21 protein-coding genes, 1 pseudogene and 1 other annotated feature are annotated in these 21,829 nt (G+C 27.0%); of the genes and pseudogenes, 4 read left to right on the top strand and 18 right to left on the bottom strand.

Annotated elements, in window-relative coordinates:
• Window positions 1-161: 161 nt before the first annotated feature.
• The 6 genes from H8891_RS01180 to H8891_RS01155 form a co-directional block, all read right to left on the bottom strand.
• The gene (locus tag H8891_RS01180) at window positions 162-1,286 is read right to left on the bottom strand and encodes a D-alanyl-D-alanine carboxypeptidase family protein (RefSeq protein WP_408637156.1); all 1,125 of its coding nucleotides are present in this window, start codon (window positions 1,284-1,286) and stop codon (window positions 162-164) included.
• A 104-nt stretch (window positions 1,287-1,390) separates the two neighbouring features.
• Window positions 1,391-1,663 carry a DUF503 domain-containing protein gene (locus H8891_RS01175; protein WP_330606097.1) on the bottom strand — a complete coding sequence of 91 codons (273 nt, stop codon included), beginning with the start codon at window positions 1,661-1,663 and terminating at the stop codon, window positions 1,391-1,393.
• 30 nt (window positions 1,664-1,693) lie between these two features.
• Window positions 1,694-2,464 carry a helix-turn-helix domain-containing protein gene (locus H8891_RS01170; RefSeq protein ID WP_187004852.1) on the bottom strand — a complete coding sequence of 257 codons (771 nt, stop codon included), beginning with the start codon at window positions 2,462-2,464 and terminating at the stop codon, window positions 1,694-1,696.
• A gap of 111 nt (window positions 2,465-2,575) precedes the next feature.
• Window positions 2,576-3,685 carry an ABC transporter ATP-binding protein gene (locus H8891_RS01165; RefSeq protein WP_187004851.1) on the bottom strand — a complete coding sequence of 370 codons (1,110 nt, stop codon included), beginning with the start codon at window positions 3,683-3,685 and terminating at the stop codon, window positions 2,576-2,578.
• Between the two features lie 114 nt (window positions 3,686-3,799).
• Window positions 3,800-4,135: a YlbF family regulator gene (locus tag H8891_RS01160; protein WP_147546524.1), complete on the bottom strand. Its 336-nt coding sequence runs from the start codon at window positions 4,133-4,135 to the stop codon at window positions 3,800-3,802.
• Between the two features lie 57 nt (window positions 4,136-4,192).
• Window positions 4,193-5,863, bottom strand: a complete 1,671-nt coding sequence (locus H8891_RS01155; RefSeq protein ID WP_187004850.1) for a ribonuclease J — start codon at window positions 5,861-5,863, stop codon at window positions 4,193-4,195.
• Window positions 5,864-6,094: 231 nt separating this feature from the next.
• Here H8891_RS01155 and H8891_RS01150 point away from each other — a divergent pair, with 231 nt between their 5' ends.
• The gene (locus tag H8891_RS01150; protein WP_147546522.1) at window positions 6,095-6,832 is read left to right on the top strand and encodes a metal-dependent hydrolase; all 738 of its coding nucleotides are present in this window, start codon (window positions 6,095-6,097) and stop codon (window positions 6,830-6,832) included.
• A 21-nt stretch (window positions 6,833-6,853) separates the two neighbouring features.
• Here the strand turns inward: H8891_RS01150 and H8891_RS01145 are convergent, their stop codons facing one another.
• The 10 genes from H8891_RS01145 to H8891_RS01100 all read right to left on the bottom strand — a co-directional run bounded on the left by H8891_RS01145 (window position 6,854) and on the right by H8891_RS01100 (window position 17,410).
• Window positions 6,854-7,288, bottom strand: coding sequence for a Fur family transcriptional regulator (locus tag H8891_RS01145; RefSeq protein WP_330594260.1), 435 nt, complete (start codon window positions 7,286-7,288; stop codon window positions 6,854-6,856).
• Window positions 7,289-7,462: 174 nt separating this feature from the next.
• Window positions 7,463-8,434 (bottom strand): LCP family protein, encoded by a 972-nt coding sequence (locus tag H8891_RS01140; protein WP_187004848.1) that lies wholly within the window; start codon window positions 8,432-8,434, stop codon window positions 7,463-7,465.
• 64 nt (window positions 8,435-8,498) lie between these two features.
• Entirely contained in the window at window positions 8,499-9,284 is a 786-nt protein-coding gene (locus tag H8891_RS01135) for an ElyC/SanA/YdcF family protein (RefSeq protein ID WP_187004847.1), read from the bottom strand.
• A gap of 118 nt (window positions 9,285-9,402) precedes the next feature.
• Window positions 9,403-9,672 (bottom strand): DUF1292 domain-containing protein, encoded by a 270-nt coding sequence (locus tag H8891_RS01130; RefSeq protein ID WP_147546514.1) that lies wholly within the window; start codon window positions 9,670-9,672, stop codon window positions 9,403-9,405.
• A 68-nt stretch (window positions 9,673-9,740) separates the two neighbouring features.
• Window positions 9,741-10,166 carry a Holliday junction resolvase RuvX gene (ruvX, locus tag H8891_RS01125; protein ID WP_147546616.1) on the bottom strand — a complete coding sequence of 142 codons (426 nt, stop codon included), beginning with the start codon at window positions 10,164-10,166 and terminating at the stop codon, window positions 9,741-9,743.
• A 149-nt stretch (window positions 10,167-10,315) separates the two neighbouring features.
• Window positions 10,316-12,484: a hypothetical protein gene (locus tag H8891_RS01120; RefSeq protein WP_187004846.1), complete on the bottom strand. Its 2,169-nt coding sequence runs from the start codon at window positions 12,482-12,484 to the stop codon at window positions 10,316-10,318.
• A 9-nt stretch (window positions 12,485-12,493) separates the two neighbouring features.
• A complete protein-coding gene (locus H8891_RS01115) occupies window positions 12,494-12,754 on the bottom strand; it encodes an IreB family regulatory phosphoprotein (RefSeq protein ID WP_276510597.1) in 261 nt (86 codons plus the stop codon).
• A 47-nt stretch (window positions 12,755-12,801) separates the two neighbouring features.
• Window positions 12,802-15,447: an alanine--tRNA ligase gene (alaS, locus tag H8891_RS01110; protein ID WP_187004845.1), complete on the bottom strand. Its 2,646-nt coding sequence runs from the start codon at window positions 15,445-15,447 to the stop codon at window positions 12,802-12,804.
• A gap of 68 nt (window positions 15,448-15,515) precedes the next feature.
• Window positions 15,516-15,735 (bottom strand) — a binding site (T-box leader).
• 112 nt (window positions 15,736-15,847) lie between these two features.
• Window positions 15,848-16,933: a tRNA 2-thiouridine(34) synthase MnmA gene (gene mnmA, locus H8891_RS01105; protein WP_147546506.1), complete on the bottom strand. Its 1,086-nt coding sequence runs from the start codon at window positions 16,931-16,933 to the stop codon at window positions 15,848-15,850.
• Window positions 16,934-16,990: 57 nt separating this feature from the next.
• Window positions 16,991-17,410: a Got1/Sft2-like family vesicle transport protein gene (locus H8891_RS01100; protein ID WP_187004844.1), complete on the bottom strand. Its 420-nt coding sequence runs from the start codon at window positions 17,408-17,410 to the stop codon at window positions 16,991-16,993.
• A 190-nt stretch (window positions 17,411-17,600) separates the two neighbouring features.
• Here H8891_RS01100 and H8891_RS15180 point away from each other — a divergent pair.
• The 3 genes and pseudogenes from H8891_RS15180 to H8891_RS01090 all read left to right on the top strand — a co-directional run.
• Window positions 17,601-17,951: pseudogene (locus H8891_RS15180) on the top strand (aminopeptidase P family N-terminal domain-containing protein); the annotation flags it as partial.
• Entirely contained in the window at window positions 17,925-18,167 is a 243-nt protein-coding gene (locus tag H8891_RS15175) for a M24 family metallopeptidase (protein ID WP_330604954.1), read from the top strand. The pseudogene H8891_RS15180 and the gene H8891_RS15175, both read left to right, overlap by 27 nt.
• Before the next feature lie 249 nt (window positions 18,168-18,416).
• Window positions 18,417-18,830: a DUF3783 domain-containing protein gene (locus H8891_RS01090; RefSeq protein WP_147546502.1), complete on the top strand. Its 414-nt coding sequence runs from the start codon at window positions 18,417-18,419 to the stop codon at window positions 18,828-18,830.
• A 36-nt stretch (window positions 18,831-18,866) separates the two neighbouring features.
• Here H8891_RS01090 and H8891_RS01085 read toward each other — a convergent pair whose 3' ends face one another.
• Together H8891_RS01085 and H8891_RS01080 are read right to left on the bottom strand one after the other, a co-directional pair.
• Complete coding sequence (locus H8891_RS01085) at window positions 18,867-19,787, bottom strand: YybS family protein (RefSeq protein WP_187004843.1); 921 nt, start codon at window positions 19,785-19,787, stop codon at window positions 18,867-18,869.
• Between the two features lie 121 nt (window positions 19,788-19,908).
• Window positions 19,909-21,579: an MFS transporter gene (locus H8891_RS01080; protein WP_187004842.1), complete on the bottom strand. Its 1,671-nt coding sequence runs from the start codon at window positions 21,577-21,579 to the stop codon at window positions 19,909-19,911.
• Between the last annotated feature and the right edge of the window lie 250 nt (window positions 21,580-21,829).

The raw sequence follows: 21,829 nt of genomic DNA, 5'->3' as shown, positions 1-21,829 counted from the left end.
TTTTCTCCTATTTTTTAAGTTTTAATACTATTATAACAATATATATACTTATAATCAAACTAAGATTTAAACTAAAAATTTACTTTTTAACTTAATATATACCTTTAAAAACAAGTAATTTGATTAAATTTAAAAGACCTAGTTATACTAGGTCTTATCCTCTAAAATATATTGTCTATAACTCTTTCAAACATTTTAAAATAGCTTGCTTTATTTATATCTTTTTCATTTATAAGGTCAATTTTACCTACTTGTTTATCACCTTTATAAATGCTTATAGTTCCTAATTTAGTTCCTTTTTTTACAGGTAAATCTATATTTTTAGATACGTCTATCTTTTTAGTAAAATCTTTACTTTCACCTTTTTTTATAAGCGCGGTTAAATCATCTTTTGCAACTAAATTTACTTTATTATCATCTGCTTTATCTAGTGTTAATGTAGCTATTTTATCTGACTTAGAACATAATTTAACACTTTCATAATTTGCAAATCCATAACTTAATAGTGAAGATGAATCTTTAAATCTTTCTTGTGTTGTAGGTGCACCTAATGTTACTGCAACTAAGTGAGTTTCTCCTCTTTTAGCAGAAGCTGATAAACAATATTTTGCTTCTTGTGTAAATCCAGTTTTAACACCAGTCGCTCCTTGATAATGTTTTATCATTTTATTAGTATTTGCAAGCCCTATAGTTGTTTTCTTTTTACCAACTACTATTTGATCCATCCAAGTTGTTAAATACTTAGTTATTTTGTCATGTTTTAACAATTCTCTAGACATTATAGCTATGTCATGTGCAGATGTATAATGATTTTCTATTGGCAAACCATTAGTATTAGAAAAATTAGTATCATTCATTCCTAATTGCTTAGCTTTATTATTCATCATAGCTACGAATTCTTCTTCACTACCGCCTACATATTCTGCCATAGCTACACAAGCATCATTTGCTGATGCAACAGCTATTCCCTTTAAAAGGTCATCAACTTTTTGTGTTTCTCCTGGTTCTAAGAATATTTGGCTTCCTCCCATTTCCGATGCTCTTTCACTTATTTGAACTTCATCATCTAACTTTATCTTTCCGCTATCTAATGCTTCAACGATAAGTAACATAGTCATTACTTTAGTAACACTAGCTGGAGGAAGTTTTTCATGTGGATTTTTCTCAAATAGTATCTGTCCACTACCTACATCCATTAATATAGCTGTTTTAGATGATATATTAATGGGTCCTTGAACTTTTTTATCATCTGCAAATGCAGTAGTGCTTAAAGACATAATAACCATTATCATAGCTAAAACTATACTGGTAAATCGTCTCATTACTTTCACCTCTTGATGTTTTATTTGATACTATTTTTTCACATTTTACCTAAATTTATGCGAAGTATTTAATAAACATCAATAGTAGAATCTATATTTATAACTTCTGCATCTGTATTTTCATATACAAAGTTTATAATATTTTCCATTGTAGAATCTGCTTGTTTATTATTTATGCAAACGCCACTTATTCCTATTACTATATTTTTATGAATATCTTGATTTTCAACTTCACTAACTGATACGTTAAATGTATTTTGAAGTTTTTTCACTAAACTTTTTACTACCATTCTTTTTTCTTTAAGTGAATGAACCCAACTTGCTCTTAATGTGATTTTCATAATTATTATTTTCATATTTTCACCGTAGATTTATATATTTTTGTTTATTAAATAATTTTTAACTATTAAATAATAAATACATGCTTCATTGAAATTTCTTATATCCATTCCTAATATATCTTTTATTTTTTCTAATCTATATATAAGTGTATTTCTATGAAGATATATATTGTTAGATGTCTTAGATATATTAAACCCATTTTCTATAAATGCTATACCTGCTTCTAGTACCAATTTATCTATTTTGTCTATTAAGTTATAATCAAATAAAATTGGATATGATTTATCCTTTCCAATTAAATCTATAAGATTATATAAATTTAAGTCATATATATTAAAATATTTTCTATTGCTATTTTCAATAAATATATATTTTTTTAATCTATTACTTAAATCAATTTTAAAGTCAAACTCTTTTTTATTATTTATTTTACCTAAGTTAATTATATATGTCTTTGTATATGACTCAGTTTCTATAATCTGAGGAGTATATTTATCTATCAAATTTAAATCATTAGTATTTAATATATAATTACCCTTATAGTTTATAATATTAATGTCTTCATATAAGCTTTTAAAAACTTGATTTAAAATTTCTTCATTTAAATTTTTTTGATAAATTAAATAAAAATATCCATCCAAATTATGATTTATATCATTTTCTATTACTTCGATAACATAAGTTTCATTGTTCCATGATACAATTTGTTGTGATTTTTTTAGTAATTTTCCCCCTTTATATTTATAAACTTTGATTTTTTTCCCCAATTGTTCTTCAAAAAATTCTATTAGCCCCTTCAATATCTCACCCCATATATGTTATCCCTTAGATTTTACTATATTTCTTATATTATAAATTAAAAAGCTGTAAAACTAAAATATACTTTTAGTTTTACAGCTTAAAATTAATTTTTATATTATGGCATTAGTAGTTTCTTTATCAAATATGTGAACTTTATTTTTGTCTAAAGCTAATTTTAGCTTTTGCCCGCACTTTATATTATACCTTGAATCAAATCTTGCAGTAATATTTTTACCTTCAACATTTAAATAAGCATAAATTTCAGCTCCCATAAGTTCACTTATATCTACTGTCGCATCAAATATTGTATCTTGACTATTATCTATAAATATATCTTCTATATGAATATCTTCTGGTCTTATCCCTAAAACAATTTCTTTGTTTACATATCCATTTTTCTTTAATGAATCAGATTTAACTTTATCTAGTGCAATTTTAAAATTATTAAATATAGCATATACTACACCTTCTTCTTCAGATATATTACAATCTATTAAGTTCATTTGAGGTGCTCCTATAAATCCTGCTACGAACATATTTGCTGGATTATCATATACTTCTTGAGGTGTATCTATTTGTTGTATTACACCATCTTTCATTATAACTATTCTATCAGCCATTGTCATCGCTTCAACTTGGTCATGTGTTACATATATAAAAGTTGTTCCAAGCTTTTTATGCAGTTTAGTTATTTCTGTTCTCATGGCTGTTCTAAGTTTAGCATCTAAATTTGATAAGGGTTCATCCATTAAGAAAACTTTAGGATTTCTAACTATAGCTCTACCTAATGCCACCCTCTGTCTTTGTCCCCCAGATAATGCTTTTGGCTTTCTATCTAAAACTGATTCTAAGTCTAGTATTTTTGCAGCTTCTTTTACTTTTTTATCTATTTCAGCTTTTGGTATCTTTCTTAGTTTAAGTGCAAATGCCATATTTTCATAAACACTTAAATGAGGATATAATGCATAGTTTTGAAAAACCATAGCTATATCTCTATCTTTTGGAGCTACATCATTTACTATTTTATCTCCTATATATAACTCACCTGAAGTTATTTCTTCAAGTCCAGCTATCATCCTTAAAGTAGTTGATTTACCACATCCAGATGGCCCTACTAAAACAACAAACTCCTTATCTTGTATGTCTATATTTACATCCTTTACAGCTTCATATCCATTATCATAAGATTTACCTATACTTTTTAAAATTACCTCAGCCATAATTTATATCTCCCCCAACTATAATTAATATAGTTAAAGTATAGTCCAAAAACGTTTTCTCATATATAGTTACATTAACTAAATTATTTCATTCAAATTATACAAGAATTTGATTTACTTATAATCTTCATACACAGCAGATGCTAAAATTTTATTTATATTATCCATCATAGATGTGAACTTATACTCAGAATCTATATATCTGCTTAAATCTTTATTGCTAGATATTGTTTTTTTCAAGTCCTGTGCTAATTTTAAAGTTTTTTTATCTATAGTTACCCCATTTAAATTTTTCGATTTAATATCCATTTGAATTTTTCTATGGTTATTTAAAATTACTTCATAATTTGGATTAGATTTTATAATCTTCATATTTTTTTTAAAGTCTTTATACTCTTTACTCTCCTTTATATCACTTGCAAGTTTTGTAGTACTATCATAAACACTCATAAATTTCCTCCTATAAAAAAAGATTGAATATAATATATTATATTCAATCTTTCTTATTTATACCTCCATTATAATAGGAAGTATCATAGGATTTCTCTTAGTTCTTTGGTATAAGTATTCTTTTAAGTTATCCTTTATATTATTTTTTAAGTAAGCCCACTCTTTTATATGACTTTGTTCGCAAGCTACTAATACATTCTTAATTACTGTTTTGGCTCCATCCATTAAATCTTCTGATTCTCTTACATAAACAAATCCTCTAGATATTATATCTGGACCTGCTAAAACTTTCCCATCTTCTTTAGATATAGTAACAACAACTATCATAAGACCATCTTCTGATAAATGCTTTCTATCTCTTAATACTATATTTCCAACATCTCCAACACCAAGTCCATCAACTAACACATTTCCAGTTGGAATATGTGATGCAACTTTAGCTGAATTTCTATCTAGTTCTAAAACTTCTCCAGTTTTCATAACAAATATATTTTGACTTGGCATTCCTAAATCTTCTGCAACTTCTGCATGTTTTTTTAGCATTCTAAATTCACCATGAGCTGGCATAAAGAACTTAGGAGCAACTAATCTATGCATTAACTTTAATTCTTCTTGTCTTGCATGCCCTGAAACATGTATATCAGCTGCATCATCGTATACTACTTCTGCTCCTTTTTCAAATAAACAGTTAACTACTTTTGATATAAGTTTTTCATTTCCTGGTATTGGGTGAGCAGATATTATTACTAAATCACCTTGTCTTATTTCAACTTTTTTATGTTCAGCAGATGCCATTCTTGCAAGAGCTGACATAGGTTCTCCTTGAGATCCAGTTGTTATTATAACTAATTCATTATCTTCATACTTATGAATATCATTTAAATCTATAAGCACTTCATCTTCTATATCTATATAACCTAAATCTCTAGCTACTGCCATAACATTTACCATAGATCTACCTGAAACTGCAACTTTTCTGCCACACTTTTGAGCTGTGTTAACTATTTGTTGTAATCTGTGTATGTTAGATGCAAAAGTAGCAACTATTATTCTACTGTTATTTGCTTTTGTAAATAACCCATCTAAGCCTGTTCCTACAGTTCTTTCAGATGGATTATATCCTGGTCTTTCAACATTTGTACTATCAGCAAGCATTAATAATACACCCTTTTTGCTTAACTCACAAATTCTATGAAAATCCATAACTTCTCCATCTATTGGAGTTAAATCTATTTTAAAATCTCCTGTGTGAAAAATTATTCCCTGATCTGTATGAATAGCTATAGCACAAGCATCTGGTATACTATGATTTACTTTTAAAAATTCAACATCGAAATTTTTAAGTTTTATAATCTCCTGTGGAGTTATAACATTTAAATTCACATTGTTTAGCTTATGCTCTTTTAATTTTACTTGTATAAGCCCTACAGTAAGTTTAGAAGCATATATAGGAACATTTATTTTCTTTAATACATAAGGTAATGCTCCTATATGATCCTCATGTCCATGTGTTATAAATATTCCCTTTACTTTATCTTTATTTTTAACTAAGTAAGTTATATCTGGTATAACTATATCTACCCCTAGCATTTCTTCTTCTGGAAAACTTAACCCTGCATCTATAACTATAATTTCATCTTTATATTCAACAACAGTCATATTTTTCCCGACTTCGTTTAATCCTCCCAGAGCCATAACTTTTATTTTATTTAAACTCTTTTTAAACAATTGTATCATCTCCTTTTGTCTGCGTCTTTTTTCACTTTGACTTTTCGCACTTTAAAACGTTCTTCACTAATATACAGATAATATAAAATCACGCACTCTTTACCAGTTACTATAATTGTATCACAACTTGAACTATATTTTAAGATATATTTAAAATACATTTAACGTATTGTTTTGACAAACTATAATTATTTTGGTATTCTCAAACTATAATATTTACAGGAGGTTCTAATGCGTGGTAAAACTCACTTAACTATAGGTGTATTAGCTTCGTTACAAGCTTCTATGCTATTTAATAAACCTCTGTCTCTTATAAACGTCGTAGTTTGTTCATTATTTTCAATATTACCTGATTTAGACACATCAAATTCAATTATATCTAATACGATTTTAAATCATCATTTTTCTAAAAAAATTTATAAAATCGTTATATATACTTTAAATATTTTAATATTTCTAATATCTTTAAAAATAAATGGTAACTTTTTAATAAGTTCTATAGTAACTTTCATATCAATAATAATACTAGAAGCTAAAATAACACATGGATTTTTAAGGAAATTACTTTTATCCTTAACATTTATTTTATTAGCAATTTGTATATATCTAATTAATGGTAAATTTTATTTTATTCTATTTACTATAATATTAGCATTATTCCCTTGGCTAAAACATAGAAAGCTTTCTCATAGTTTACTAGCTATTTTAATAATAAACTTTTTACTTAAACAAATAGAACTATTAACTAATATATCAAATATATGCTTTTTTGGAACTATTGGATACTCATCTCATTTATTTTTAGGTGATTTGTTCACAAAATCAGGGATACCACTTTTTTATCCTCTTAGTGAAAAGAAATTTTCTTTTGGTTTTTTAAGAGTTGGAGGGACTTTAAGTAATATTTTAGAAATTATATTCGTTTTATTTTTAATAATTTTAATAATATTAACCTTGATAAAATTTTAAGCCCCATTACGGGGCTTGTTTTTATTTGCAATCTTTACATAAACCATAGAATTTAAGATCGTGATCTAATATACTAAAATCATATAAATCTTGTATTTCTAACTCTATAGAGTCTAATAAATCTTCTTTTACCTCTATTATTTTATTACAGTTTTTACATATTAAATGATGATGATTGTGAGCATCTGAATCATCTAAATCAATTTCATACCTTATACATCCATCATCTAAATTTAATTTAGAAATCGCACCTACTTCATCTAATAACTGCATAGTTCTATAAACTGTAGCAAGCCCTATTTCAGGACAATCAGCTCTAACTAAATCATATATTTCTTCACTACTTAGATGTTTATCCTTATGCTTTAATAACGTCTCGACGATAGCTCTTCTTTGGGGTGTTATCTTAAATCCAGTTTCTTTCAATTTTTCTTTTAATATATCTATTTGATTCATCAATATTTACCACCTTTTTTCAACTGATAATCTTTATTAATTATTTTAATTGATAAAGCTAATTTTGTCAACATATGCAAACACTTATACTATCTTAAACTAAATAAAAGTAAAGATATACTATATCTTTACTTTTATAAATATACCCATATTTTAACTTTTTTAATAACATTTTTAATTATTATAAATAAAATCATCTAATTTTTTTAAATTTTCTGTTTTATTCCATTTTACCACAAAACTATTATCTTTCGCTAATCTTCCTGATTCTCTATAATCTTCTAAAGGAAATTCCATTTGCTTTAATTCATAGTTATATATTTCTTTAGATGTAATTGCTAAATTTATTAATTTAGACATTGATATATTAACATCAACGTATGGTAATATCTTTTTTATTACCTTAGGGTAATTTGTTATAGGTAATTCCACTAATTTATCTGCTATGCTTTTTAAAACTTCCCTTTGTCTTGTATCTCTTTCATATATACTATCAACTTTTCTTATTCTTGCATATGCTAATGCTTGATATCCATTTAATAATTGTTTTCCATCACTTCTTATAAATTGTGGTTCTTCTGCTTCTTTATTAGATGTATTAAATGAATTAACTATCACATCATTTAAATGATCTATTTCCTTTTCTTTAACATTCACTTCGACTCCACCTAATACATCTACTAAATCTATAAATGAATTAAAATTAACAGCTGCGTAATCTTTTATACTTATTTTAAAATTTTGTTCAATTGTATCTAATAACAATTTTGCCCCTCCATAGGCATATGCATGTGTTAATTTTTCATATCCATGTCCAGGGATATTTACTAAAGTATCTCTTACTAAAGAAGTTAATTTTATACTTTTATTTTTGTCGTCTATAGTTAAAATCATCATAGCATCTGATCGTCCTACATTATCGAAATTCTTAGAATCACTTCCGATTAGTAGAATATTTGATACGCCTTTATTTTTTTTTGAAGAATCAAATTTTTTCTCTTGTTTATCATTATTACTTTGAATCATATTTTCATTTGATTTATTTGTAACTTCTCTATAGTTATTTAATGCATATACATTACTTATAGTTGAAAATATTACAACTGATATACTTAAACTAATACAATATTTTTTAAATTTATTCATATTCATTTCCCCTTAATTACTTTGTTAATTTTATTTTAACCATATAAATAAATTTAAATCTTTTTTATAAAACATTTTTAGCTAAATCATTGTATATTTCCAACATATTAAATATTACAGTTTTTATTAATGCAAAAAACTCTCTTAAATAGTAAACAGGTATAAATTGACTTATTGAATTAACAGTATAAAAATTTATATTTTTATATCCATTTTTCTTTGCTAATAAAAAGCTTCTGAAACTATGAAAATCTGTGGTTACAACTTTTATATTTAACTTATTTATACTTTTACTGCTAATTTTTTCTATTTTTTCTTTGCTATATTTAAAATTTTCATACGTGTTAGTAGATTTGTCTTCTAAAATTATCATTTTTTTAGATATTCCATGATTTATCAAATAATCTTCCATGGCTTTAGCTTCTGATATTTTTTCATCACTTCCCCTTCCACCAGATACAACTATATAACAATCATCATTGCTTTTATTTATGTACTCTATAGCTTTATCTAATCTACCTTTTAATGTAAGGCTAGGTCCATTATTTTTAACTGCAGCTCCTAAGATTACTAAGTAATCACAATCATCTTTTAAATTGTGTTTTGGAAAAAATATTAATATAGATTCAACTATAAAAAATATAGATAATCCTATAACTAAAACTATATTAAATGCTTTTTTTAAATTTTTGTTTAAATGTATTTTTTTCTTTATAAAATGATACAGTATTAAAACAATTCCTACAGTCATAAAAAATGTATCAAATGCCATACCATTATAAACTATTTCTAAATAAAGATAATAAAATACACATAATAATCCTATAAGTAAATCCAAATATTTAATCACTAAAAACCTCCTACTAAAATTTAATTAAATTAAAAACACATTTATAAACATTTTTCATTTAAAAAAGGAGTACCATATAGATACTCCCATTTATAAACTATACAATTTTAAATATTAATTATTCTTCGTCGTAATCTAATCCTTCTTCTTCCATTAAAGTATTATAAACAGCTACAACTGTTTCATACTCATCATCATTTTCAAGAGGAGTTAATATGTCTCCTTCTTCATCTGAATCAATTCTAAATATTAAAGCTTCTTCCGCTTCATTATCATCTAAAGGCATAAGTATAGCATACTCTTTTCCTTCTGCTTCTAAAGTTAATATTATTTCAAATTGTATTTCATTTCCATCTTGGTCTATTAAGTTCACTATATTTTCTTGCATTCATTTCACCTCAAAATTTAATTATTTAAATATATTATAACGTATATCTACATTATTTTGTACCTGTTTTAAAAAATTCTTTTACTATCTAAATATCCTTGAAGAATTATTACTGCTGCTAGCATATCTATAACTTTTTTTCTCTTATCTCTTCTAACATCTGCTTCTATTAAAGATCTTTCAGCTGCAACTGTAGAAAGTCTTTCATCCCAGTACTCTATCTTAATTCCAGTTTCTTGTTCTAAAAGTTCACAAAACTTTATAACTTTTTCCCCTTGAGGTCCTAGTGTACCATTCATATTTTTAGGAAGTCCTGAAACTATTTTGTTTACTTGTCTTTCTTTTATTATAGTTTTTAATTCTTCTATATCTTTTTTCTTACCCACTCTTTTAACAGTCTTAACACCTTGAGCAGTAATTCCCATAAGATCGCTAACTGCAACTCCTATAGTTTTATCACCCACATCTAGACCCATTATTCTTCCGTCTAATATCATATAAATCTCCTTGATTAACTAAATTTCTAGCAATTTTTCACTATATGTATATACTATATTCTTATTGTTCTCTAAATTCAAGACATTATGTGCAAAAATAAATTAACCTAGATACTAAAATATTAAGTAACTAGGTTAATTTTATATTATTCTTTATTAAAAATCATCATATTTATACTCATAATTAATAATGGTATAAGTATATAAATTGAAGTAGTACCTGCAGCTACTATTCCAGAGTCATTAACTAATAAAGTTACTATACATCCTACAGTAGATGCAACAAACCCTTTAAATATATAAGGATATTTATCTGATATTTTTTTAAATTGTCTTGACGGTTTAAATATAAAGCTTGATATAAACCCTACAATTACAAATACAATTATGATAAATACATTACTTGTAGCTATATCTATATTCATCTGTATCTTTCTAACAAATGTTTGAATTATAGCTCCTGGTCCATCAACCATTATTTGATTTACAAATACAGATAAATGAGATTGACTTTTAGATACTATATCTAGTGCTGCAAATAAGAAAACAATTATAACTGGCACTAAAGCTAAAAGTATATACTTTTTTAAATCCATCTTAGCATCAAATATAAGTAATATAAACAACACATATGCTACAGATTCAGATATTGAACCTCCTACATTTGCTCCCATTGAAGGATAAGCACTTGTTATTAATATTATTAAAGCAAGGACAACTACAAACCAATTTGGTATTTTTTTATAATTAACTAAAACTGATAAAGCAAAAATAGCACAACCTATAGTTATTCCTTCATATTCATTTCCTATTCCATAATATCTAGCACCAATTATAGCATCATAACTCATAATATTATTTTGCATTAAATGTGTCCCAAACATAGAATCTATAACAATAACTATTATAGTGAGAATAGAGAAAAATCCCATATAAGCTATATCATCTTTAAATAACTTTTTACCTATTATATAAAAAGCTACAAGGGTTCCTAATATTCCCATAGTTATACTACCTTTAGTTGAAAAATTAAATATAGGTGAAACTATAAATACTAAAGGTATTAAGATACCTAATTTTAAAAACTCTTTTAAAATACTAAAAATCATTTCTTTCTTAGGTAATTTATCTCTAAAAAATAGTAGTAATATAGTTGCGATAACACCTGCTACAGCTACTATCCCAACAGAAGCATTAACTATAGTACTTCTTACTCCTAACATAGAAACCATTTTTTCAAATTCATGATTTATAAAGCCTATATTATCTTTTTTTTCAACTTTTATAAGTTTTTTTCCTACCATTTGTGGATTTTCTATACCAAACTTAGAAAGTATATCTACACCTATATCAATATTACCAACTACTCCATCTCGTCTAGTTGTAGCTGAACGTAAAACTCCTTTTCCAGAGCCTTCAAATTTAATTATAGGTGATAATCTTTTTTGCTCTTTATAGTCTTTTTTACTTGGAAATGTAGACATTATATAAACTGTATCATTTTCATTTACTGTTTTAAAAACTTCTTTTAAATATGAATCTATATTTTTATATATTTTATTTTTCATATTCTTATAAGTTTTATCATTTAAATAATTTTTATATTCATCTAATCTATATGTATCTCCAAGTTCTATAAATACAACTTCACTATCATCATAAAACTTTTTTGTTTCGTTTTTTAACTTATCGTAATCAGTTCTCATTCCATAAGGCATAGTATTATCTTTAATGTTTATATTATCAACATTACCAGATTCAACTCTACCTATGTTATCCATAGCCATTAAAGCTATATTTCTATTTTTTAATAATTCTCCATTATTAACTTTGTCAGCATTTCCTATAACAGAAGTCTTTATTTTTTTGTCCGCTAAAGTCTGCCCTAGTGAACCAAGTTTTGACCCATAAGACCCATTCTCTAAGTTTTCACTTAGAGAATAGTTTATAGTCATGTCATTTATTTTTTTAGGATTGTGTCCTGTTTCAGCTTTATAGGCTACTCCATTGTCTTTATTAACTTCTTCAAAGTTTATAAGACTTTGACTTGGCATTGTAACTTTGCCTCCTGCACCTATAGCTGCATATGACCTTCTATCATCAGTTCCTCGGTCACCTCTGATATTCATAAGCCCTATATAGCCTTCTTTGTTAAGCTTTTTATTTAAGGCATCTATACTTAGCATGTCCTCAAGGCTTGTCCTATTCATATTAATTAATATAACTTTACCTTTTTCACTTGCAAAACTAACTGTAGATATAGAGCTTATAAGTACTATTAAAGTAGTTAATAAGGATACAATCTTTTTTTTCATAAGATTGACCTACTTTCTATTATTCAAGTAATAAGTTATAACCTCTTCTAAAATTTCATCTCTTTCAAATTTTTTCATGATTCCTCTAGCATTATTATGACTTGTTATATAACTAGAGTCTCCTGAAAGAATGTATCCTATAATTTGATTTATAGGGTTGTATCCTTTTTCCTTAAGAGCGCTATAAACTACATCTATAGCTTCGCTAACACTCATTTGTTCAGATGTTATACCTTCGAATTTCATTGTATAATCCATATTTTCATCCATACTACAACACCCCTATTTCTTTTATTTTTATTTGTTTTTTTGTTTTGTTACTTTACTTGAGATTTTAACACATCTTTTGCATGATTTAAAGCATCATCAACTTTTGTTACATCTGGTGCTCCAGCTTGTGCCATATTAGGTCTTCCTCCACCTTTTCCACCAGCAGTTTGAGCAACTTCTCTAACTATGTTTCCAGCATGAACTCCTTTTTCAATTACATCTTTAGTAGCTGTAGCAACAAAGTTTATTTTTCCTCCTGCTACATTTGCTAATACTACTACCCCTGAAGCTAATTTATCTCTTAAAGTATCAGCAGTGTTTCTAAGTGTGTCCATATCCATATCCTCAAACTTAGCTGTAACTATGTTTACTCCATTTATATCTACTTTAGAGTCTAATATAGAGTCTGCAGATTGTAAACTCATTTTAGCTTTAACTTCATTTAATTCTTTAGTTAATGATTTAGTTTCATCTAATAAATGTGCTACTTTTGCTGTTAAATTATCTTCTTTAGCTTTTATAGTTGCACATACTTCATTTATTAAGTGTTGTTTATTGTTTAGGAAGTTATATACTTCTTTACCAGTTATAGCTTCTATTCTTCTTACACCTGCTGCAACTCCACCTTCAGAAAGTATTTTAAACATACCTATTTGAGAAGTATTTGTTAAGTGAGTTCCTCCGCATAATTCTATTGAATAATCTCCCATAGATACAACTCTTACTTCATCTCCATATTTTTCACCGAATAATGCAGTAGCACCTTTTTTAGAAGCATCTGTCATACTCATATTTTCACAAGTTATATCTAGTGCTTCAAATATTATATCATTTACTTTTTCTTCTATAAGTTTTAATTCATCTTTTGATATAGCCTCAAAATGAGTTACGTCAAATCTTAATCTTTCAGGAGTTACAAGTGATCCAGCTTGGTTAACATGTTCTCCTAATACTTCTTTTAATACTTTGTGAAGTATATGAGTAGCACTATGGTTTCTAGCTGAAGCTAATCTTACCTCTTTATCAACCTTAGTATATACTACATCTCCTACATTTATCATTCCTGATTTAACAACACATATATGTTTTATAGTGTTATTTGGTCCTTTTTTAGTATCTATTACTTCTAAAACTACATCTTCATTTTTATTAACTAAAAGACCTTTATCTCCAACTTGTCCTCCACCTTCTGGATAGAAAGCAGTTTTATCAAGAACTATTACAACTTCATCTGAAACACAAGCTGATTCTACTAATTCGTTGTTTTTAGCAATTCCTTTAACAGTTGATTCTATAGATAAAGTTTCATATCCTTCAAAGTCTGTAACTATATCTTTATCTAACTTAGCTATAGCATCTTCTTTCCATGCTTCTGAGTCCATATTTCCTCTAGCATCTCTTGCTGTTTGTCTTTGCTTTTCCATTTCAGCTTGGAATCCTTCTTCATCTATTTCTAGATGTTCTTCTTCTAAAATTTCTTTAGTTAAGTCAACTGGGAATCCGTAAGTATCATATAATCTAAATGCATTTTCTCCACTTAGAGTTTTTTCATTTTTAGCTTTTAATTCTTCTATATATGAAGATAATATTTCGCTTCCCTTATCTATTGTCTCATTGAATTTTTCTTCTTCTATTCTTATAACTTTTTTGATGTAGTCTGCTTTTTCTACTAACTCTGGGTAAGCTTCTCCACTTACAGCTATAACTTCATCAACTAATTTATATAAGAAAGGCTCTTTCATTCCAAGTAACTTTCCATTTCTTGCTGCTCTTCTAAGTAATCTTCTAAGAACATATCCTCTACCTTCATTTGATGGTAATACTCCATCTGCAACTAAGAAACTTACACTTCTTATATGGTCAGTTATTATTCTTATAGATTTATCAACTTTATATTCTTTTCCATAAGTAGAGTTTGTCATTTTTTCAACAGCATTTAATATATGCTTTATAGTGTCAACGTCAAATATAGTATCAACACCTTGCATTATGCAAGCTATTCTTTCAAGACCCATACCTGTATCTATGTTCTTGTTTTCAAGTGGATTATAGTTTCCTTCTTCATCTTTGTTAAATTGAGAGAAAACATGATTCCAAAACTCTAAATATCTATCACAATCACATCCTGGTTTACAATCTGGGTTATCACATCCATATTCTTCACCTCTATCAAAGTGTATTTCTGAACATGGTCCACAAGCACCAGTACCTATTTCCCAGAAATTATCTTCTTTACCTAATCTTACTATTCTTTCTTTTGGTATACCTATTTCTTTTTCCCATATTTCGAAAGCTTCATCATCTTCTAGGTATACACTTACCCATATCTTATCTTGTGGTATATTTAGGTGTTCAGTAACAAACTCCCATCCCCACTTTAATGTTTCTTCTTTGAAGTAATCTCCAAAAGAGAAGTTTCCAAGCATTTCAAATAATGTAGCATGTCTAGCTGTAACTCCTACATTTTCTATATCTCCAGTTCTTACACACTTTTGACAAGTTGTCATTCTCTTACTTGGTGGTATTTCTGTACCTGAAAAGTAATTTTTAAGTGGTGCCATACCTGCATTTATTAATAATAAACTCTTATCGTTATGTGGCACTAATGAATAACTTGGTTGAACTAAATGTCCCTTTGATTCAAAGAAGTTTAAAAATTTACTTCTTATTTCGTTTAATCCCATTTTTTGCATTTTGATTTCCTCCTATAATTTATGTCTTTATTATTCCTTGTATTAAAAAATCCCCGCCTCTATAAAACTATAGGGGCGAGGATATATCTCGCGGTACCACCCTAATTACTGTAAAAATCACAGTATCTTCGGAAAACCTTAAGTTATAACGGAACTACCGTCAACTCCTACTTAATTTCAAAGTTGATACTCCAAGACTGCTTCAATTAATCTATCGTAAGGGCTCTCACCTAATCCCTCTCTCTGTAAAGCATCAATTAATTTACTACTTCTTTTCATTGTATTTAAATTATATATTTTCTATCTGATTATAGTTATATTACTAAATTTTCTTAAAATAATCAATAGTTTTTTTAACAACGTACGTAGTCGTTGGCGCTATTAGCAAAGTGAATTTTTATTATAAGCTCTTTTCTATTATTCCTCCACCTACAACCTTATCTCCATCATACATTACTACTGATTGACCTTTAGTTATAGCTCTTTGAGGCTCGTCAAATACTATTTTAACAGTATTTTCACCTATTTTAGTTACTGTAGCATCAGATGGTCTTGCTGAGTATCTTACCTTAGCTTGTACTCTTATAGGTTCTTTTATATCATCAATTGATATTAAATTTACATCTTTAGCTATTAATGCATTTGAAAATATATCTTCATTATCTCCTAATACAACTGTATTTTTAACAGGGTCTATATCAACTACAAACATAGGCTTACCAAATGCTATTCCAAGTCCTTTTCTTTGACCTATAGTGTAGTTTATTATACCTTTGTGCTTTCCTAATACATTTCCTTTAGTATCTACAAAAAATCCTGGGTCAATTCTTTTTTTAGAATGTTTTTTTACATATCCAGCATAATCATTATCTTTTACGAAGCATATCTCTTGACTATCTGGTTTATTATGAACATCTATACCAATTTCTTTTGCAATTTCTCTTACTCTATCTTTTTCGTAATCTCCTATTGGAAGTAAAGTATGTTCTAATTGTTCTTGAGTTAAATTATACAGAGCATAAGTTTGATCTTTTTTATCCGTAACAGATTTTTTAAGTAAATATCTACCTGTTTCTTCATCTTTTTCTATTTTAGCATAATGTCCTGTAGCTACATAATCACATCCTATTTGACGTGCTTTATTGAAAAAGTCATCAAACTTTATATGTTTATTACAAGCTATACAAGGATTTGGCGTTCTTCCGTTTAAATATTCATCTATAAATGGCTCTATTACTTTTTCTCTAAATACATCACTAAAGTTTAATACGTAAAAAGGTATACCTATTTTATCTGCAACTTTTCTTGCATCTTCAACAGCCGCAAGTGAACAACATCCACCTTCATTTTCTATAAGTTCATCATCATCATCTTGCCATAACTTCATAGTAACTCCTATTACATCATAGCCTTGTTCTTTTAAAAGATATGCGGCAACAGAACTGTCTACCCCACCACTCATACCGATCATTACTCTCTTTTTCATATTATCACCTCGTTCTTTATATTATATATACTTTGACTTGTTTTTTAAAGTGTTAACTTATACACTATCCATAAAATCATTTGCTCTTTTATATAAATAATGATTTTTTATAAATTTTCTATATGATCTTATAAACCAAATTCCACCTACTAAAACTATTATATATATAGGCCACCCAATTATACTTAAACTAGTAAATATTAAACTAATAACAATACCTATAGTTCCCAATATTAACCTATTATCCATCATATGAACAAAATCAGGAAAAAAGTTTATAGTAAACATGCTCATTCCTAACAATAATAGCATACCCACAATCATCACACCAGTAAACACAATTGGCGGAACTATTAAAACTTTAGATACTTTTTCTAATACTTTTTCTAAAATTTTTTTTACTATTATATGCTTTCCCTTATTTGCTCTCTTTGATATTTTTAAAGTTAAATGTTTTAAAAATTCAGCTCTATTCATAAACTACTCCTTTAGACTCCTCTTAGATAAAACTTTATATACTATAATATCTTTTTTGATGTACTTATAACAAGTGTTTATCTTTAAAATATTTAAATTATCTTTAACTATTGATATAATATCGATAAGAAAACATTCTCTTATTGTAAGGGGGCCAATTATGAAAAGAACATAAAGACTTTCATTATTACTAAATGATAATAATTTAGATGCAATATTTTTAACAAAACGCTCTAATGTAAATTATATTAGTAAATTTACTGATGAAGCTGCATTTGTTTTAACGTATAAAGATAAATTTTATCTTACAACTGATGGTAGATTTACTGAATTATCTCAAAAAGAATGTGTAGGTTTTGAAGTTGTAAACTTGCATTTATTTGATAAAAATATTATAAAAGCAGTTAGTCATATTTGTGCTGAAAATAGTGTAAAGAGATTAGGTTTTGAAAGAAGTAATATAACTTTTGATAGATATGAAGCGTTAAAAAATATGTTATGTAATATAGAACTTGTGGGAACTGATGGTATTATAGAATCTTTGAGATATATAAAAGATGAACCTGATCAAGCTATAAGAGAATTTATTAAAAAATATGAAAAATTTTACTATCCTGGAATAGGTCATGGTGTTGGAATGAACCTTCATGAAGAGCCATTTTTAGGTAACTATGGAACTAAAGTAATAGAAAAAGGTTGTATAATAACTATGGAACCTGGCCTATATATACCTGGATTTGGTGGAGTTAGAATATAAGATACTGTACTTGTAAAAGATGATGGAATAGAAATATTTACTAGGTTCCCTAAAGAACTTATGATTTTATAAATATCTATAAAATTACAAGTTTATCTATTATAACTTGTAATTATCCATTTTGACTAGCATTTAAATTTGTTCCACTTATATTAATTGCTGTTAATAAGTACAAATCGTTATTTATAATGTTTAGAATAAATTTAAATAGGTATTAATAATATTATTAATATATTTTTGGAGGTTAATATGAGTTTTCAAGATATAAAGAAATTATCTACTTCTAATGAAAATGTTTGCGCAATATTATACAATTTTAATAATAAAGAATTAACTATGTTAAAAAATATATGTGGTTTAATAGGGGTTAAAGAAAAAATAGTTCTTACTCCTAAGAATGGAAATTCTTTGATTAAAGATGTTTTAGAAGGAAAATTAGATGATAATTGTGAAAATGGTTTAACAAATAAAGCTGTTATATTTAATAATGTAGACCATTCTAAAATTCATTCTTTTATAGATGCTTTAAAGAAATTTAGAATCTCTAACCCTTTAATAGCTGTAGTTACAGAAACTTCTGTAAATTGGAATGTAAATACTTTAGTAAGTAATTTATTAGAAGAGCGTGAAGCTTTAAAAGCTGGTAAGCCTGTTAATCATTAATATAAAAAAACCTCGTAATGAAATTTACGGGGTTTTTTATAACGTTTGAAGTTTTCTCGGCACATAAAAAAATGAAATAATTGATATTACCCAAAAACTTATCTTAAATTTTAAAACTATGGATCCTAAAAAAGCCATTCCCATTATATTTAAAACTTTTATAGATTTAGTTCTTTGATAAGTATATAATCTAAGATATGCATAAGCATCCCTTATTAAAAAATAATAAATTATATATTTTATAGTTTCTGTCACTGTAAGTAAGTAGATATGATGTATTTCAAATCCAGTTAAATCTTTAATTTGAAGAATAAGCAAATATAATAATCCTATATATACTGTAATTTTAGAACAAAATATAAAATTTGCATACTTTCTTATATTCTTTAATATATAAAACTTTTGACTTGCCACTTCTTTTAAACACTTTATTCTACTTCCTATAAATAAGCTTCCAAAATAAGTCATTATTATCGTTCCTAAAGGAAGAGTTGCAATAAGAATATAAACTAATGAAGATTTCATGCTTTCACTAATCGGAACTTTAGCTAACATTTGTTGATAGTCCTTCATAACACTAAATCCAATTAAGTTTGAAAATAAAACATCTACTAATACCATTATAAAACAAGATATTATACTTAAATAAAATAAGTCATCTAGCATTTTAGTTTTTTTATTAATTATAAAACCGCACATGATTCCAATTATCATACTTTGACTCATACAAATTGCTGAAGCTATATCTCCCATAATTAAACCTATTATAACTAAGCAAATTAACATAGCAAGTGCGCTAAACTTAAAATCACATCTTAAGTATATAATTGCAATAAATATTGGAACTATCATATCTATATAAAGTGCATATAAAAAACCTGTTGATATTGCAAAAATACTACAAACTACAAACAAAGCAGACATAATAGCCGCTTCAGTCATTTTTCTTATTTCCATGTAATTCCTTCTTTCTTAGTTTTATTAATATTAGTATATTATATCATATACAAAATTTTGTAATAATATATAAAAAATAGTTATCTTTAATTAAAGATAACTATTTTTTATATATTTATTCTTAAGCTTTATTTTTATGATTTTTTATAAATAAAGATGCAGTTAATCCTAATAATGCGATAACTGCTGTCCCGATAAATAAATGTGCATACCCTTGGTTCATAGTATATTGATATGCATTCTCTATTGCCGGTTTAGCTTTATCCAAACTAACTAAATAATTATTTTTTAATATATCAAAATTCATATTAGGATTAGCTCCCATTGTGTGTTGAAGTCCCTTAAACATAGATTCTACAAATGACTTTACAGTATTAAATATAGTTGTGACATCTGCACTTTGAAACTTTTCCATCATTTGAGAAGATATATGTCCGCTTCCTAAAGACCCACCTGGAATATGTGGCATTACTTTTTCAATTGCACCTGGTACTTTTCTCCCTGCATCTGATACAAAGTTTATAAGTAAGTTTGGTGACACTGCAACTCCTATTGAACGAAGTAATGATACAGTTGATTGCCCCATAGATATCTCTTCAGGTTTAACCAAACTCATCATTAAATAATTTATTGGAGTTCCCATAGTAAATCCCATACCAGCTCCCATAAATACTAAGCCTATTGTTAAGTTTGTAAAATTTGGATGATTTGCTGTTACTAATGCTTGATATAACACCCCTATTATGTTTACACCAAACCCTAATAAAAGTAATTTTTTAACTCCAAATTTGTCTATGAATTTACCACCTAAAGGTGCCGCTATACCTGTAAAAACAGCAAATAGTGTTACTACATACCCTCCACTACCTCTTTTAATTCTTAGTACATTTTCTGAGAATTGTGGTAAAAATACTGTACTCATAAGTCCACATCCAACTATAAAGCTTAAAAATAAAGTTAATGCTGTTTGCTTATTTGTAAAGAAGTTTAAATTTAAAACAGGATCTTCTGCTCTTTTTTCTATAGATATAAACAATGGAATAAAAGCTATAAATATTATTAAATAAGGCCATACATCCATTGATTGAATTGAATTTGCAAAATCATAGAATTTTAAGTTTGTTAACCCATACATTATTGATGCAACCATAACACTTAATACAACTGAGCCCCATATATCCATTTTTTTAACTTTAGATTCTTTTTTATTTTCTTTTAATTTTAATGCCGCAATTATTATAATTATACTGATTGGAACATTTATTAAGAATAAAAATCCCCATCTACTATCTCCTGCCATAGAAAGTACAAAACTTCCTAATGTAGGTCCAAGTACTGTTGCTATACCATATACTCCACCTACCATACCAAGAGCTGAACCTCTTTTTTCCTCTGGAAAAGAAGCTCCTATATAAGCTGTAGCAATTGGCATTATACCTCCTCCACCTATTGCTTGAATTACTCTTGAAGTTAATAAAAATTGATAGCTTCCTACTATATCAGATACTCCACAAAGTAATGAGCCTGTTGCAAATAATATAACACATAACATATATACCTTTTTTCTACCATATGTATCGGCTAATTTTCCTGTAATTGGCATAGAAACCGCATAAGCTAATGTATATATAGTTATCATCCATACACTAGCAGACTCAGTTATGCCTAGTCCATTAGCTATTACGTTCCTTGCTGGAGATACTATACCTGAATCCATAGCCCCCATAAAAATTCCAAGTAAGAAAACTAACATAGCTATCCCTGTACTGTTTTTCTTCTGTGATCCGCTCATAAAAATACACTCCTGTTAATTAAATTTTACCTTAATTAATGTAAGAGACATAATTTTAGTTCAGTTATAATCATTTTAAAATCCAATATTAAAAATATTCTATCCTAAAACAACTACAATTTTTAATTTTTAACTTACATTAATTACCTTGTTAAATTTTTATTTTTATCAATAATTCATATACCCATTATAAAAATATTTATTCATTTATAAAATTAAAAAAGAATTGAGAATAGATAAATCTATTCTC

The organism is Paeniclostridium hominis, from assembly GCF_014306135.1.
Lineage (GTDB): Bacteria > Bacillota > Clostridia > Peptostreptococcales > Peptostreptococcaceae > Paraclostridium > Paraclostridium hominis.
Note: the sequence above shows the minus strand (reverse complement) of the source record. Positions and strands in the feature narration are given on the sequence as shown.